The 15,281-nt window shown below is 65.0% G+C and carries 15 protein-coding genes; 9 read left to right on the forward strand and 6 right to left on the reverse strand.

The genetic code is table 11. The features are described 5' to 3' along the window. The first annotated feature begins 116 nt into the window (after positions 1-116). Complete coding sequence (locus OHQ90_RS06180; protein ID WP_328408142.1) at positions 117-317, forward strand: hypothetical protein; 201 nt, start codon at positions 117-119, stop codon at positions 315-317. A gap of 225 nt (positions 318-542) precedes the next feature. Beyond that, positions 543-743, forward strand: a complete 201-nt coding sequence (locus OHQ90_RS06185) for a hypothetical protein (protein ID WP_328408144.1) — start codon at positions 543-545, stop codon at positions 741-743. Positions 744-833: 90 nt separating this feature from the next. Here the strand turns inward: OHQ90_RS06185 and OHQ90_RS06190 are convergent, their stop codons facing one another. Beyond that, positions 834-1,763 (reverse strand): EamA family transporter, encoded by a 930-nt coding sequence (locus OHQ90_RS06190; protein ID WP_328408146.1) that lies wholly within the window; start codon positions 1,761-1,763, stop codon positions 834-836. A gap of 534 nt (positions 1,764-2,297) precedes the next feature. Between OHQ90_RS06190 and OHQ90_RS06195 the strand changes: the two genes are divergently transcribed. After that, positions 2,298-2,543, forward strand: coding sequence for a hypothetical protein (locus tag OHQ90_RS06195; RefSeq protein ID WP_328408148.1), 246 nt, complete (start codon positions 2,298-2,300; stop codon positions 2,541-2,543). 182 nt (positions 2,544-2,725) lie between these two features. Here the strand turns inward: OHQ90_RS06195 and OHQ90_RS06200 are convergent, their stop codons facing one another. Next, positions 2,726-5,023: an MMPL family transporter gene (locus OHQ90_RS06200; RefSeq protein WP_328408150.1), complete on the reverse strand. Its 2,298-nt coding sequence runs from the start codon at positions 5,021-5,023 to the stop codon at positions 2,726-2,728. A 203-nt stretch (positions 5,024-5,226) separates the two neighbouring features. Here OHQ90_RS06200 and OHQ90_RS06205 point away from each other — a divergent pair, with 203 nt between their 5' ends. The 5 genes from OHQ90_RS06205 (at position 5,227) to tgt (ending at position 11,490) form a co-directional block, all read left to right on the forward strand. Beyond that, positions 5,227-5,820 carry a TetR/AcrR family transcriptional regulator gene (locus OHQ90_RS06205; protein WP_328408152.1) on the forward strand — a complete coding sequence of 198 codons (594 nt, stop codon included), beginning with the start codon at positions 5,227-5,229 and terminating at the stop codon, positions 5,818-5,820. A gap of 39 nt (positions 5,821-5,859) precedes the next feature. Beyond that, positions 5,860-6,396, forward strand: coding sequence for an RrF2 family transcriptional regulator (locus tag OHQ90_RS06210; RefSeq protein ID WP_328408154.1), 537 nt, complete (start codon positions 5,860-5,862; stop codon positions 6,394-6,396). 81 nt (positions 6,397-6,477) lie between these two features. Beyond that, positions 6,478-8,211: an ABC transporter ATP-binding protein gene (locus tag OHQ90_RS06215; protein ID WP_328408156.1), complete on the forward strand. Its 1,734-nt coding sequence runs from the start codon at positions 6,478-6,480 to the stop codon at positions 8,209-8,211. Further along, a complete protein-coding gene (locus OHQ90_RS06220; protein ID WP_328408158.1) occupies positions 8,208-10,121 on the forward strand; it encodes an ABC transporter ATP-binding protein in 1,914 nt (637 codons plus the stop codon). The genes OHQ90_RS06215 and OHQ90_RS06220 overlap by 4 nt, the downstream gene beginning before the upstream one ends. Before the next feature lie 121 nt (positions 10,122-10,242). Next, entirely contained in the window at positions 10,243-11,490 is a 1,248-nt protein-coding gene (gene tgt, locus OHQ90_RS06225) for a tRNA guanosine(34) transglycosylase Tgt (RefSeq protein WP_328408159.1), read from the forward strand. 45 nt (positions 11,491-11,535) lie between these two features. Here tgt and OHQ90_RS06230 read toward each other — a convergent pair whose 3' ends face one another. Further along, positions 11,536-12,318 carry a queuosine precursor transporter gene (locus OHQ90_RS06230; RefSeq protein WP_328408160.1) on the reverse strand — a complete coding sequence of 261 codons (783 nt, stop codon included), beginning with the start codon at positions 12,316-12,318 and terminating at the stop codon, positions 11,536-11,538. Between the two features lie 73 nt (positions 12,319-12,391). On the opposite strand from OHQ90_RS06230, the gene OHQ90_RS06235 reads away from it, so the two are divergent. Beyond that, the gene (locus tag OHQ90_RS06235) at positions 12,392-12,946 is read left to right on the forward strand and encodes a DUF4190 domain-containing protein (protein WP_328408161.1); all 555 of its coding nucleotides are present in this window, start codon (positions 12,392-12,394) and stop codon (positions 12,944-12,946) included. 83 nt (positions 12,947-13,029) lie between these two features. On the opposite strand, the gene OHQ90_RS06240 is transcribed toward OHQ90_RS06235, so the two are convergent. From OHQ90_RS06240 to OHQ90_RS06250, 3 genes are read right to left on the reverse strand one after another with little or no spacing between them, the layout of a single operon-like run. Beyond that, positions 13,030-13,776 carry an RDD family protein gene (locus tag OHQ90_RS06240; RefSeq protein ID WP_328408163.1) on the reverse strand — a complete coding sequence of 249 codons (747 nt, stop codon included), beginning with the start codon at positions 13,774-13,776 and terminating at the stop codon, positions 13,030-13,032. A 37-nt stretch (positions 13,777-13,813) separates the two neighbouring features. After that, on the reverse strand, positions 13,814-14,752 hold the full coding sequence (gene gluQRS, locus OHQ90_RS06245) for a tRNA glutamyl-Q(34) synthetase GluQRS (RefSeq protein WP_328408165.1): 939 nt from the start codon (positions 14,750-14,752) through the stop codon (positions 13,814-13,816). A gap of 14 nt (positions 14,753-14,766) precedes the next feature. Beyond that, positions 14,767-15,264 carry a DUF309 domain-containing protein gene (locus tag OHQ90_RS06250; RefSeq protein WP_328408167.1) on the reverse strand — a complete coding sequence of 166 codons (498 nt, stop codon included), beginning with the start codon at positions 15,262-15,264 and terminating at the stop codon, positions 14,767-14,769. Positions 15,265-15,281 lie beyond the last annotated feature (17 nt).

Here is a 15,281-nt window from a genome sequence, read left to right on the forward strand (position 1 = left end):
TCTTCGAATTCGCGGGTATACGCGCAGTAGATGAGTGCAGGAAGGACGCGATGACAGTGCGCCGCCGAAGAGTCCGCGTGGGAACCATGCGCGGCAGATATATGAGTGAGAGTTATATGAGAATTGGCAGTCTGCTGGTCCTGATCTGGTTGGTGATCGGTGTGATCGCCGCGGGTCAGCGCCACTATTTCGACAGCGGCCCGGTGAACTGCGCCGGGTTCGGCACCATCGCCGTCACCGTGATCGCCGGTCCACTCAACTATATGGGTGTGAATCCGAAGATCTCGGATTGCAATGTGCCGCAACCTAGTCCGTAGCAGTTAGGGCAGTGTCGGCCGGTTGGTCCTCCGTTCGCGGTGGTCCACCGCAACAGTGCGGCCCGAGGGCGCGGCGCGCAAACATCGGCGAACCAGTGGGCGGGTTGCGCTCTTACGCGGATAATTGGCACACGTGCGGGTATCCGCTCGAGAGGAAGCGCGGGACCGATGCCAGGCAGGATGCGTCGTGGCACGGCCCGTGCCGCGACGATGCGCAGGTGAAACATGAAACGGGGCACTGCTCTTGTCCTGATCTGGCTGGTCATCGGTGTGATCGCGGCGGGTCAGCGTAACTATTTCGACAGCGGTCCGATCAACTGCGCCGGGTTCGGTTCGATCGCATTGACCGTGCTCGTCGGCCCGCTCAACTACATGGGTGTGAACCCTAAGGTTGCGGACTGCAATGTCCCGCAACCGAGTTCATAGCCGCATTGTCCCGAGGGCACCGGACTCGCCCTGTTCCGGCGAGCAGGGAGCGCTTGCTCGCCGGAACAGGGTGCGATAGACGGTGCCGTCCTACGCCGCGACGATCTCTCGATGCGACTGCGACTGCGACTGCGACTGCGACTGCGACTGCGACTGCGACTGCGACTGCGACTGCGACTGCGACGGTTGGGTTTTCGACTCACCGGTGAGGCGGGCAGCCCCTGCTGCCGCGGCAATCACCAGGCCGACTCCGATCCATTGCGTGAGGTGCAGCCCCTCACCGAGCAACAGCAGCCCCACCCCGGCCGCGACCGCAGGCTCCAAACTCATCAGCACCCCGAACGTCGAGGCCGTGATTCGGCGCAGCGCCTGCAGCTCGATGGCGTGCGGGACCAAAGAAGACAGCACGGCGATACCGACAACGCCGAGCAGCACTATCGGGTCGAACAGTGCCGAGCTTGCATCGACCGCGACCAGGGGCAGCGCCAGAATCGCGCCGAAGCCCAATGCCCAGGCCAGTCCGTCATGACCCGAGGTGTGTTCGCCGACCACCTTGCTGAACACGATGTAGCTGCCCCAGCCCGCAGCCGCGAGCAGCGCGAACAGCACGCCGGTCCAGGACATGGGCCCACCGGTTTTCATCAGAAGCAGCACGCCGCCGCCGGCAAGCAGCGCCCACAGTAGGTCGCGGCCGCGGCGGGAGGATGCGACCGCGACGCCGAGTGGACCCAGGAAATCGATAGTGACCGCGATGCCGAGCGGAATGCGATCGATCGCCGCGTAGAAGAACGAATTCATCACGGCCACAGACACTCCGAGCCCGATGATGCCGGGCAGTGCGTGCCGTTCGATGCGCAGCGACGGCCGCCACAGCGCCATCGCGATGATGCCTGCCATCAGCAGCCGTAGGGCTGCGGTCGGGCCGGTGCCGAGGATTTCGAACAGCTGCTTGGCGATGATCGCGCCGAATTGGATGCTGAGCATGGCGGCGAGGATGAGGACGGGTGCACTGCCGAACATGGAAGCTGTTCTGCCAGTGTGTGATTGCGGCAATGCAACCGCGGGTGGGATTTCTTTGACCGGGCCGATAACCAACGGGTGACTCCATTCTGCGGACACGCGCCGACGCCACCGGTGCGTGCCGGTGGTGCGCGGTCGGATCTCGTATTCGGTTGTGCGGGAGGGGGATTGGACATATCCGTGGAGATGGGCGCGCGCTGGTAGCGCGCGGGATCATCCAGGCGTTTCGCATTCGGTATCAGCACGAATGGGCTGGGGATGTCCGGGATTCGAGTGGGAGGGTCCGTCAGGCGACGGACGTCGACGTAGTACAGGCCGGTGGCCGAGCGGTGCGGAGCGGGTTCGCCATCGGCGGCATTGCCTTCACGAGCGAAAGATAGGTGCTCTAAGTGGCAGGCAAAAGACTGGTCGGTTGATTAAAAGCGTGGAGCATGTGACGGACTGTATCGCAGATTGTGTTGCCTCGCGTGGGGAGTGATCGGCGTAAACGGGGGTACCCACGGTAGACGCGAGTGCAGAAAGAAGGCGATGACAATGCGCGAGCGAACGATCGACCCACGACCGGTACACCGCAGAGGTACTGGGCTGCTGAGCACACTGCTTCTGGTCTGGTTGGCCATCGGCCTTATCGCCGCAGGTCAGCGCCACTATTTCGATAGCGGCCCGCTCAGTTGCGCAGGTTGGGGCACCATTGCTGTTACCGCCCTCGCAGGCCCACTCAACTACGCGGGTTTGAACCCCACGGTCACCGACTGCCTGTTGCCCCAACCCAGCCAGTAGGTGCCGCCGACATGAGCGCGTCCCCAACCGATCGGATGGGGTCGCGGGAGTCTCGTCGTACCTAGCCGAAGCGGCCGGTACCGCGCTCAGCCCGCACAAGATCAAACCTGGACGGAAAGCACTCGGCCCCGCACCCAGGTTCCTGGGTGCGGGGCCGAGTGGTTGTTTCAGGGGCGGTCGGCTCAGCCGACCAGGACCGGCTCCTTGTCCACCCCGACGGACTGCTGCTGCAGTTCACGCAGCTTCGAGCCCTCGACGTCGATGTCGGGCAGGATCCGGTCGAGCCACTTCGGCATCCACCAGGACCACTTGCCCATCAGCACCAGCAGCGACGGGATCAGAATCATTCGGACGATGAACGCGTCGAGCAGCACACCCACCGCGAGCGCGAAGCCGAACGACTTCGCCGTGGCATCGGATTCCAACAGGAACGAGCCGAACACCGAGATCATGATGACCGCGGCCGCGGTGACCACGCGGGCACCGTGGTGGTAGCCGCTGACCATCGCGTCCTTGGGGGACTTGCCGTGCACGAACTCCTCGCGCATCCGGGTCACCAAGAACACCTGGTAGTCCATGGCGAGGCCGAACACAAGACCGATCAACATGATGGGCAGGAAGCTGATGATCGGGTGCGGGTCGTCGATCAGCCCGAACTTGCCCTCCTGGAAGATCAGCACCGTCGCACCGAAGGTCGCCGCCATGGAGAGCAGGAACCCGAGCGCGGCCGTCAGCGGCACCAGGATCGAGCGGAAAACCAGGATCAGCAGCAGGAACGCAGCGCCCGCGACGATCGCGAGATACGGCACGATCTTGCCGAGCAGCACATGGTCGACATCGGCGAAGATCGCGGTGGTGCCGGTGATTCCGTATTCCATGCCGTACTCGGATTTCAGCGATCCCTCGGCGTCGCGAGCGTCGCTGACCAGATCCTTGGTGGCCTGGTTGTTCGGGCCCGACTTCGGCACGCCGTTGAGCAGTGCACCGGCCTTGTCCTCGCCGCTCCACTGCGGCTCGGTCACGTAGTCCATGCCGGAGTAGGACGCGAGCTTGTCGCGCAGTGCGTTGACCGCATCCACGCGGCGGTCGGCGGGCACGTTGGTGAGGTCGGCGGCGACGTTCAGCACGCCGTTGCTGCCTTCCCCGAAGCCCTCGGTGCGCAGCTCGTACGCCTTTCGGACAGTCGAGGTTTTCGGCATGCTGTCATCGCCGGGCAGACCGAGGTTCAGGCCGGCCGCGGGCGCGGCGAGCAGGCCAAGGACGACGACGCTCAGGAGCAGCGTGACGGCGGGTGCCTTGCCGATGAGCCTGCCGAAGCGCTGGCCGTTGCTGATCGAGGTGTCGTCTTCCGGATCGTGCTTGGCGACGAACGGCAGCTTGGGCTTGAACAGGAACCGGCCGAACGCGCCGAGCAGTGCCGGCATCAGCGTGATGGCGGTCAGCACCGCGAACGCGGCGGCGATCGCGCCACCCAGACCCATGAAGGTGAGGAACTCGACGCCGACGATGCTCAAACCGCCGAGCGCGATGATCACGGTGAGACCCGCGAACACCACCGCAGAGCCTGCGGTGCCGAGCGCGGTGCCTGCGGCCTCTTCCGGCGAATCCTGTACCGCCAGTTCATGTTTGTACCTGGAGACGATGAAAAGCGCGTAGTCGATCGACAGCGCGATACCGATCATCGAGGCGAGGAAGGTGGTGAAGCTCGGAACCTCGATCACCGAGGTGCCGAGGAAAATCAGCGAGGTGGCCGCGCCGAGGCCGACGATCGCGGTGATGATCGGGACGAAGGCGGCGACGATGGCACCGAACGCGACGATCATGACAATGAGCGCGATGCCCATGCCGATCTGCTCGGACTTGCCGCTCGGCCCCTCTTGCTTCGTCGCGATCGAGCCGCTCATCTCGACGGTGAGTCCGGCGTTGCGCGCGTCATCGGCCACGTTGTAGGCCGCGGTGCGCTGCTCGTCGGTGACGTCGGTGAACTTCTTGATCGAGAACGGCACGCTCATGAACGCGACCGAATCGGGCGCGGTCTTGCTCAGCACATTCAGCGGAGCGCCGCTGCACTGCGACGGATCAGGGTTGGCCAGGCAGCCCATCTTCTCGGCCGCTTCGATCGGGTTCGCGGCCGGCTTGCTGTGGTCGACGATATCCAGGCCGCTGAGCTTGGCGATGAACGCGTCCACTGCCGCACGGTTGGCCGGGTCGGTCAGCTTCTGCCCGGCGGGCGCGCCGATCACATACGTTCCGGTGACGGCGTCGAACTTGAAGGCATCGGAGGCGCCGGGAAAGTGCTTGTCGAGGATGTCATTTGCGCGCGCGGACGGTAGCTCCGGCATGCTGAAGTCGTTGCTCATCGGCTCCTTCAGCTGCGCCCCGAGGCCGCCGAGGAGGACGAAGAGGATGAGCCAGACCGGAAGCACTATCCATTTCCGGCGGAAAGCGAACTTTCCCCATCTATACAGATAAACGGACACGAGGGATTCTCCTAGCGATGACTGGGGGCGTGCTGGTTCTCGGCCTGTAGACAACGCTCGCGGGGTGCCCTGCCGCCCCCCGCCTCCACTGACGCTTTCTGCCTACCGTGCGGTAGGTAGACTACCTATCGCCTAAGCGGAGGTACAACCTCAATTTTGGTGGCAACGTTAGCTCAGCGCACGAGTGATGAGAGGATCAGCCAATGGCAGTCCGTGCCGCGTCCGACACCGTTACCGCAGGTGGAGGGACTAAAATTGCGATTCGCGACGCTGCGGTGCGGCTGTTCGGAGCCAAAGGATTCGAGCAGACGAGCCTGCGCGAGGTCGCAGATGCGGTAGGAATCACAAAGGCATCCCTCTACTATCACTACGCTTCGAAGCTCGATTTGCTCCTCGCGATCGTCGATCCGATCGTCGATCACATGCGCGCGGTCGTCGAAGACATCGACGCGGTGCCACACAATGCGGAGGGCGTGCGCGCCGTGCTGCGCACCTATCTGCGCGGCATGATTCGCAACCGCGACGCCGGGGCGCTGTGCGTGCGCGACACCGTGGCGATCATCAACGCCATGGCCGACCGGTACCCCGACATGATGGATTCGAATCAACGCCTGCGCTCCTGGCTGGCCGGGCCGGACGCGGACGACGAGGCGATGCTGCGCGCCTGCGCGGCATTGGAAGTGCTCGGGGTGGCCTTGCTATCCAAGGAGTTCGTGCCGGGCGCCGCCGACTCCCTGCTGGAATCGACACTGCTGGACGCGGCCACCTGTGTATTGACCGCTTGCGGTACCGCGTAGATTCGACCAGGTCATCGGAGAGTTCAGGGAGTTGGTGCTGTGCACATCACCGCGAAGGTCGATTACGCGGTGCGGACCTTGCTCGAGATCGCCCGCGCACCGCGGGTGAGCCAGGCCCAGCCGGCGGCCGTCCCGGCTCTCGATGCGACCCCGCTCGCGCAGGCAGGCCCGGTGGTCACGGCCGCCGCTGTGGTCAAGGCCGATGTCATCGCTACCGCGCAGCGCATTCCACCGAAGGTGCTGGAAACCGTCCTCGCCGAGCTGCGCAGGGCCGATCTGGTGATCAGCAGGCGCGGCCCCGACGGCGGCTACTGGCTGGCCCGCCCGGCCGCCGAGATCTCTATCGCCGACGTGATCAGGGCCATCGAGGGACCGCTCGCATCGGTGCGCGGCGAGCGCCCGGAAGATGTGAACTATCCGGGCGCGGCCGAGCCGTTGCAACGGGTGTGGATCGCGCTGCGGGTGAATATTCGCGCGGTGCTGGAAAACGTCTCCATCGAGGACATCGCGCAGGACGAGCTGCCCGGATTCGTCGAGGCACTGACCGGGGACCCCGGCGCGTGGGCGCGCAGGTAAAGCGCACGGAGGCGGTACATTCCCGCCGGTCGATAATCACTGCGACCTGCCTCCCCGTTTGCAGGTAGCCTGCCAAGCATCATGTTGATCAGATTGCTGCGTACATTTCTATCTCCCTACCGGGCGCAATTGACGGGGGTCGTTGTCCTGCAACTGATCTCCGTCATCGCGATGTTGTACCTGCCCAGTCTGAACGCCGATCTGATCGACAACGGTGTCACCAAAGGTGATATCGGCTACATCTGGACCACCGGGCTATGGATGCTCGCGGTGAGCTGTGTGCAGATTGTCGCGTCCGCGTTTTCGGTCTATCTCGGCGCGCAGGCCGCGATGGCCGCGGGGCGGGATCTGCGTGGCGCCGTGCTGCACCGGGTCGGCACTTTCTCCGCCCGCGAGGTCGGGATGTTCGGTGCGCCGTCGCTGATCACCCGCACCACCAACGATGTGCAGCAGGTTCAGCTGCTCATCGTGATGTCCGCGACCATCCTGGTGATGGCGCCGATCATGTGTGTGGGCGGCGTGGTGATGGCGCTGCGCGAGGACCTCGGCCTGTCCTGGCTACTGCTCATCGCGGTGCCCGCACTCGCCATCTCGATGGGCTTCATCGTCGCGCGGATGGTGCCGGGCTTCCGCGCCATGCAGACCAAGATCGACGAGGTGAACCGGGTACTGCGCGAGCAGATCACCGGTATCCGCGTGGTGCGCGCGTTCGTCAGGGAGCGGCAGGAGACCTGGCGCTTCGGCGTCGCAAACACCGAGCTGACCGACACCGCGCTGCATGTCGGCAGGCTGGCGGCGCTGATGTTCCCGCTGGTGATGCTGATCAGCAATGTCACCGCCGTAGCGGTGATCTGGTTCGGCGGCCACGCGATCGACGCGGGGACCATGCAGATCGGTTCGCTCACCGCGATGCTGTCCTACATCATGCAGATCCTGATGGCCGTCATGATGGCCTCGTTCCTCGCCATGATGGCGCCGCGCGCCGCGGTCTCGGCCGACCGGATCGGTGCGGTGCTGGAGACCGAATCCTCGGTATTGCCGCCGCGACTGCCGCAGCAGTTCAAGGGCGACCCCGGATCGATCGACATCGCGTTCGCCGAGTTCGCCTTTCCCGGCGCCGAGAAGCCGGTGCTGCGCGCCATCAAATTCACGGTGGCACCCGGCACAACCACCGCGATCGTCGGATCCACCGGTGCGGGCAAGACGACCCTGCTCAATCTGATTCCCCGGCTGATCGACGTGACCGACGGCGCGGTCTACGTCGGTGCGACCGATGTCCGTCACATCGACCTCGAACTGCTGCGTCAGCAGATCGGCCTGGTACCGCAGAAGGCGTACCTGTTCTCCGGGACGATCGCCAGCAATCTCCGTTACGGCAATCCGGACGCCACCGACGAGGACCTGTGGCGCGCCCTGGAAATCGCGCAGGCCGACGACTTCGTGCGGGATATGCCCTTGGGGCTGGAGGCGCCGGTCGCCCAGGGCGGCACCACCGTCTCGGGTGGTCAACGGCAGCGTCTTGCCATCGCCAGAGCGCTGGTGAAAAAGCCGCGGATCTACCTGTTCGACGATTCGTTCTCCGCGCTGGACGTCGCCACCGATGCCAGGCTGCGCGAAGCGCTCCGGCCGGAGACCAGGGACGCATCGGTAATCATTGTGGCGCAACGGATTTCCACGATCCGCGACGCCGACCAGATCGTAGTGCTCGAGGACGGTGCAATGGCCGGGATCGGCACCCACGAACAGTTGATGCGTGACTGTCCGGAATATCAGGAAATCGTCGCGTCGCAGCTCAGCGCGGAGGAGGTGCGATGAGGCCAGGAATGCCGAATCCCGGTGCGCCGGATGCCAAGGCGAAGTCCTTCAAGCCGTCGTTGCAACGGCTGCTCGCCCGGCTTGCCCCGGAACGGGTGTACGTCGTGGTGATCGTGCTACTCGTCATCACCGCGGTGGTGCTCAATACGCTCGGTCCGTACATCATGGGCAAGGCGACCAACCTGGTCTTCGACGGTGTGGTCGGCAAGCAGCTGCCCGAGGGCATCAGCAAGGACCAGGCGGTCGAGTCGCTGCGGGCCAAGGGGGACAACACCTTTGCCGACATGCTCGGCGCGATGGACGTCACCCCCGGTGTCGGCGTCGACTTCGACGCCGTCGGCAAGGTGCTGGTCCTGGTGCTGCTGCTCTACATCGGCGCGGCGGTGTTCGGCTGGTTGCAGGGCTTCCTGCTCAACATCGTCATCAACCGCACGGTGAAGCGGCTGCGCAGCGATGTCGAGGACAAGCTGCATCGACTTCCCTTGAGCTACTTCGATTCCGCGCCGCGCGGCGATGTGCTCAGCCGGGTCACCAATGACGTCGACAATGTCTCGACGAGCCTGCAACAGACCATGAGTCAGCTGCTGACCTCGGTGTTCTCGGTGCTCGGCATCCTGATCATGATGTTCTGGATCTCGCCGCTGCTCGCGGTGATCGCGTTGCTCACCGTCCCGGCGGCCATCGTCGTCACCGCGCAGATCGCCAAACGATCCAAGCCGCACTTCGTGAACCAGTGGAAGTACACCGGCATGGTGAACGCCCAGGTCGAGGAGGCCTTCACCGGCCACGAGATCGTCACGGCGTTCGGTCGCGGCCGCGAGGTCGGCGCCGAGTTCGACAAGCGCAACGACGACCTCTTCGACGCGAGCTTCAAGGCGCAGTTCATCTCCGGACTGATCATGCCTGCCATCATGTTTCTCGGAAACGTGAACTTCGTGCTGGTGGCGCTGGTCGGCGGTCTTCGAGTGGCGACGGGCAACATCTCCCTCGGTGAGGTGCAGGCGTTCATCCAGTACTCCCGGCAGTTCAGCCAGCCGCTGACCCAGATCGGCGCGATGGCCAACCTGTTGCAGTCCGGCGTGGCCTCGGCCGAACGGATCTTCGAGATCCTCGACGCCGAAGAGCAATCGCCGGACCCGGTGATGGACAACGCCCGTCCGGTCGATCGCGGCCGAGTGGAATTCGAGGCCGTCTCGTTCCGCTACGAACCGGAGACCCCGATCATCGAACGGCTGTCGCTGGCCGCCGAGCCGGGACATGTGGTTGCCATCGTCGGCCCGACCGGCGCAGGCAAGACCACGCTGGTGAACTTATTGATGCGGTTCTACGAACTGGACGCCGGCACCATCACGATCGACGACGTCGACATCACCGAGATCACCCGCGACCACCTGCGTGCCCGCATCGGTATGGTGCTGCAGGACACCTGGCTGTTCAAGGGCACCATTCGGGAGAACATCGCCTACGGCAATCCGAATGCGAGCGAGGAGGATATTCTCGCCGCCGCCCGCGCCGCCTACGTCGACCGCTTCGTGCACGCGCTGCCGCACGGCTACGACACGGTGATCGACGAGGAGGGTTCGGGGGTGAGTGCGGGCGAGAAGCAGCTCATCACCATTGCTCGCGCCTTCCTGGCGAAGCCGTCCATCCTGGTGCTCGACGAGGCGACCAGCTCGGTGGACACCCGCACCGAGTCGCTCGTGCAGCACGCAACCGCCGCGCTGCGCCGCGACCGCACCAGCTTCGTCATCGCGCACCGCTTGTCCACCATTCGCGATGCCGACCTGATCGTCGTCATGGAGGCGGGCCGCATCGTCGAACACGGCACCCATGAGCGTCTACTCGAAGAGCGCGGCGCCTACTACCGCCTCTACAACGCCCAGTTCGCAGCGGCCGCCGCCGATGCGTGACCGCCGCTGCGGGTCATGTGCCGGACGTGGGGTGCCTCGCCGGTAGTCCTCGCGGACCGGCGGTTATCGTCCGGCCGACGTGCGGCGACGGTCACTCGACGCCGCCTGAGAGGATGGCAGCGTGTCCACACCCGAATCCTTCTCCTTCACCGTCACCAACCGCCTCGATGATGGGCGGCACGGTCGGTCGGGCGTGATCGGCACACCGCACGGCTCGATCGCGACGCCCGCGTTCATCCCGGTCGGCACCAAGGCGACGGTGAAGGCGGTGCTGCCCGAGACCATGAAGGAGCTCGGCGCGCAGGCGCTGCTCGCCAACGCCTACCACCTGTACCTGCAGCCCGGTTCGGACATCGTCGACGAGGCGGGCGGGCTCAGCAAGTTCATGAACTGGCCGGGCCCCACGTTCACCGACAGCGGCGGATTCCAGGTGATGTCGCTGGGGGTCGGCTTCAAGAAGGTGCTCGCGATGGAGGCGGTCGACGTGCGCAGCGACGACGTCATCGCCAAGGGCAAGGAGCGGCTGGCGACCGTCGACGACGACGGCGTCACCTTCCGTTCGCATCTGGACGGTGCCAAGCATCGGTTCACGCCCGAGGTGTCGATGGGCATCCAGCATCAGCTCGGCGCGGACATCATGTTCGCCTTCGACGAGCTGACCACCCTGCTCAATACTCGTGGCTACCAAGAGAAGTCGCTGCAGCGCACGCACGAGTGGGCGCAGCGCTGCATCGAGGAGCACGAGCGGCTGACCGCGGCGCGCACCCATCGCCCGTATCAGGCGTTGTTCGCGGTGATCCAGGGCGCACAGTACGAAGATCTGCGCCGCAAGGCCTGCCGCGAGCTGGAATCGATTCGGGGCAGCGCCGGAACGGGTTTCGACGGCTACGGCATCGGCGGTGCGCTGGAGAAGCACAACCTCGGGGCCATCGTCGGCTGGTGCTGCGACGAACTGCCCGAGGACAAGCCGCGTCACATGCTGGGCATCAGCGAGCCGGAGGACATCTTCACCGCTGTGGAAAACGGTGCCGACACCTTCGACTGCGTGAACCCGTCCCGGGTCGCCCGCAATGCCGCCATCTACGTCGCCGAGGGGCGATTCAATATCAATACCGCCAGGTTCCGTCGCGATTTCACGCCGATCGACGACACCTGCGACTGCTACACCTGCGCCCATTACACGCGCGCCTACATCCATCACCTGTTCAAGGCGAAGGAGATGCTCGCCTCGACGCTGTGCACAATTCACAACGAGCGCTACACGATTCGATTGGTCGACCGCATCAGGGACAGCATCGAGGGCGGTTACTTCGATGACTACAAGGCAGCGACCCTCGGTGTCTGGAAGGGCCGCATCGCGACCCCGTGAGCCCCGTCGCCGACCGGCGTCGACGCTGGGGCGACGGGGCGCGAATCAGACGTGCAGCGGGTCGGATTCCCGTGGCGCATAGCTCGGTTCGTGCTTCTTGAGCACCGCGATCGCCCGATAGGTGATCGGCATGACGAGCACCTCGCACAGCGTCTTCCACACGAATCCGACAATGACGTAATTCACGAACTGGCGCCAGCTGTCGATGCCGATCGCAGTGGCCGCGATCGAGCAGAAGATCAAGGTGTCGGCCAGCTCGCCGACGATGGTGGAGCCGATCAGCCTGGCCCACAGGTGCTTCTCCCTGGTGCGTTCCTTGATCAAGACCAGCGTCGCCGAGTTGAGCAGCTGGCCGACGAAATATCCGGCGAGGCCAGCGGCCACCAGCTGCGGCGTGGTGCCGATGACGGTGCGGAACGCCTCCTGGTTCTCGTAGAACACCGCGGCGGGCAGCCGGATGGCGATGCTGAAGCACAGAACGGTCAGCAGCAGGGCGCCGAAACCGTAGTAGATGGCCCGGCGGGTGGCGCGGAAGCCGTACACCTCGCTGAGCACATCGCCGAGGATGTAGGCCAGTGGGAAGAGGAAGAAGGCGCCGTCGGTGGAGATCGGCAGTATCTCCACGGGCCCGAGCTGCACCGAATGATCGGTGAAGAACTGGACGCCTTTTGTTGCGCAGATGTTGGAAATGATCAGCGTTGCGGTGAACAACGCCACGATGGGTGCGTAGTAACCCCGCGCGACCTGGGCGAATGCCGCATGGTCGGGCGCGGGGCGCCCAGACTCTTCGTGTTCTTCGGTTTTGCTCGACTCACTCACGCGCTTCATCCAACCAGGTTGTGCACGAGGGGCTGCCGACTTCGGCCGGACTGCGTGCGGCTGTACCCATTAGTCTGTAGCAATGACGAATCCCGGCGATTCCGACGAGTGGTGGAAGCAATACGGCGGCGAAGGCGTGTCGCCGGAAGCTGGCGCACCGAGCTCGGTACCGCAATATCCGACCGCTGAACCGTCCGGATATCCGTCGGCTCCGCAGTACCCGCAGCAGTCCGCTCCGCAATATCCGCAGCAGTCGGCTCCGCAGTACCCGCAGCAGCCCGCGCCACAGCTGACACCGCCGCCGCAGCCGCAGTACCCGAGTTACCAGACGCCGCCGCCGGTCGCGCAGCCGTATCCGCAGCCGCCCAACTACGGCTACCAGCCCTACGGCTATCCCCAGCCGCAAGGCACGAGCGGTCTGGCCATCGGCGCGCTGATCTCGTCCCTGGCCGGGTTCGTCACCTGTGGCATCGGGTCGATCGTCGGGATCATCCTCGGCGCCATCGCGTTGAATCAGATCAAGCAGTCCGGTCAGGAAGGCCGTGGCATGGCGCTCGCGGGCATCTGGGTCGGTCTCGGCGCCATCGTGCTGTCGGTGCTGTGGTTCGTTTTCGTGATCATCGCAGGTAGCGCCTGAACGTCGAACTCTCCGAAAACGTCAGGGGCGCACCCGCTATCGGGGTGCGCCCCTGACGTATGTCGTGGTCGTGCGAGGCGGTGTCAGCTCTTGACGACCTGGGTGCCGCCGGCGAACTTGTCGTGCCAGCCCTGCTTGTTCGGGTCCTGCGAGGTGGAGATGATCATGTAGATGATCAGGCCGAGCGAGATCAGGCCACCGACGCACGGGATGATCGACGCCGCGACGTAGATGTTGCGCTTGAGCGAGGTCTCGGGATCGATCTTCGCCGCACCACCGGGCGCGAGGACCTTGAGTCCGAGCATCTTCTTGCCGAGGGTGGTGCCCTGCGTGGTCTCCATGCCGACGAAGTAGCCGAGCAGTGCCAGCGAAACCACCGCGCCGTTGATGAACTGGCCGGTGTTGCTGAAGCCGAAGATCAGCAGAATGATGATGGAGACCGGGATTCCGACGATCAGGTGGTCGATGACACGGGCACCGATCCTGGTCCCGATGTCACCGGGCTGTCCGCCGTAACCGCCTTGCTGCCCGCTGTACTGCGGCTGCTGCGGATAGGGCTGACCGTAGGGGTCCTGGCCGTACTGGGGCTGCTGGCCGTACTGCGGCGGCTGCTGCTGGCCGTACTGGGGCTGCTGGCCGTACTGCGGCGGCTGCTGCCCGTACTGGGGTGGCTGCTGCTGGCCATAGGGATCCTGGGGCGGCTGCTGCCCGTACTGGGGCTGCTGGCCGTACTGCGGCGGCTGCTGCCCGTACGGATCCGGCTGGCCGCCTTGCGGATACTGCTGCCCGCCTTGCGGATGCTTATTGGGGTCGTACCCACCGCTTGTCATATTCAGTCCTCGTCAGTAGATCGGTCGAGTGCGTACGTTACGGACATCGGCTGCGTTGCAACAACCCATTCTCGTCGAGTATCCACGGTTCGTCGGGCAGATTGGCGGGTGTGAAACCGGCGAGGACCTCGACCGGCGACAACGGCGGATATCCGAGCGAACAGGCCAGCGCCGCGGCGACCTGCTCGGGCGTGTTGCCCAGTGCGAGTTGATCGGCGAGTGTCACCGCGCCGTCGCGTTTGGCCAGCCGAATTCCGTCCTCGTTCAACACCAGCGGCACATGCGCGTACTGGGGAACGGGCAGCTCGAGCAGCGTTGCGAGATACGCCTGCCGCGGTGTGGACGACAGCAGATCGTCGCCGCGTACCACCTGATCCACGCCTTGCGCCGCGTCGTCGACCACGACGGCGAGGTTGTAGGCGGGCGTGCCGTCGCCGCGGCGCAGCACGACATCGTCCACCTGGCCGCGGTAGCGCCCGTGTAGTTCATCGACGATCTCGAACTCCGTCACCGCGGCGCGCAGTCGCAGCGCGGCGGGTCTGCCGTTGGCGTGGTGTTCGGCACGTTCGGCCTTGCTCAGCGCGCGGCAGGTGCCGGGATATGCGCCCATCGGCCCGTGCGGTGCGGTCGCGGCCTGCTGTATTTCCCTTCTGGTGCAATAGCATTCGTACACCAGCCCGGCCTCGGTCAGCCGATCGATGGCCGCCTGGTAGCGGGGCAGCCGCTCGGATTGCCTGATCACCGGTCCGTCCCAATCGAGACCGATCGCGGCCAGATCGGCCAGCTGCCGCGCCTGTGCGCCGGGGCGCACCCGATCCAGATCTTCTACGCGCATCAAAAACCGCCTGCCCGATGCGCGGGCGAACAGCCAGGCCAGCAGTGCGGTGCGCAGGTTTCCGAGGTGCAGATCGCCCGACGGGCTCGGTGCGTACCGGCCCGCGCCTGTCACTGCATTTGGAAAGCGCACATTTGTCATCGTAGGCGGCGTGGTCAGCCCAGTAGCTGTGGCCTGAGCCGGTCGGCGGGGATCGGCGTTTCGGAATCCAGTTCGACGAGCAGGGCCTGGGCGTGCGCGATCAAGCCCGCCCGGTCGATTCCATAGAGTGCGTCGGTATCCGCTTCGCCGCTATCGTCCGGTTGATAGGCGCTGAGCCGGGTCACGGCGCGGGCGAGCAGCGTACGCGCGCCCTTGGGATTGCCGCGCTGGATGTGCGTAAGACCGACCGCGTATTGCGCGAGACCCTGCCACAGCATCCGCTCGGCGAACGGTCCGTTCTTCCATGCGGCCTCCAATACCTCGTGTGCGTTGAATGCCAGGCCTTCATCCAGCAGTTGCTGAGCGTACGAAAGAGTTTGCTGAGGAGGCAGATTCAGGTCATCCGGAATTCGCGGTATACCGGGGCTGCCAGGGGGTAGCGGGCGCCCGAACCTGTCGCGTGGGCGAGGATTGCGGGCACGACCTGCCTCGTCGCGGGGACGTTCGACCATGCCCTCCATGATCCACG

It is taken from the genome of Nocardia sp. NBC_00403 (assembly GCF_036046055.1).
Taxonomy (GTDB): Bacteria; Actinomycetota; Actinomycetes; order Mycobacteriales; family Mycobacteriaceae; genus Nocardia.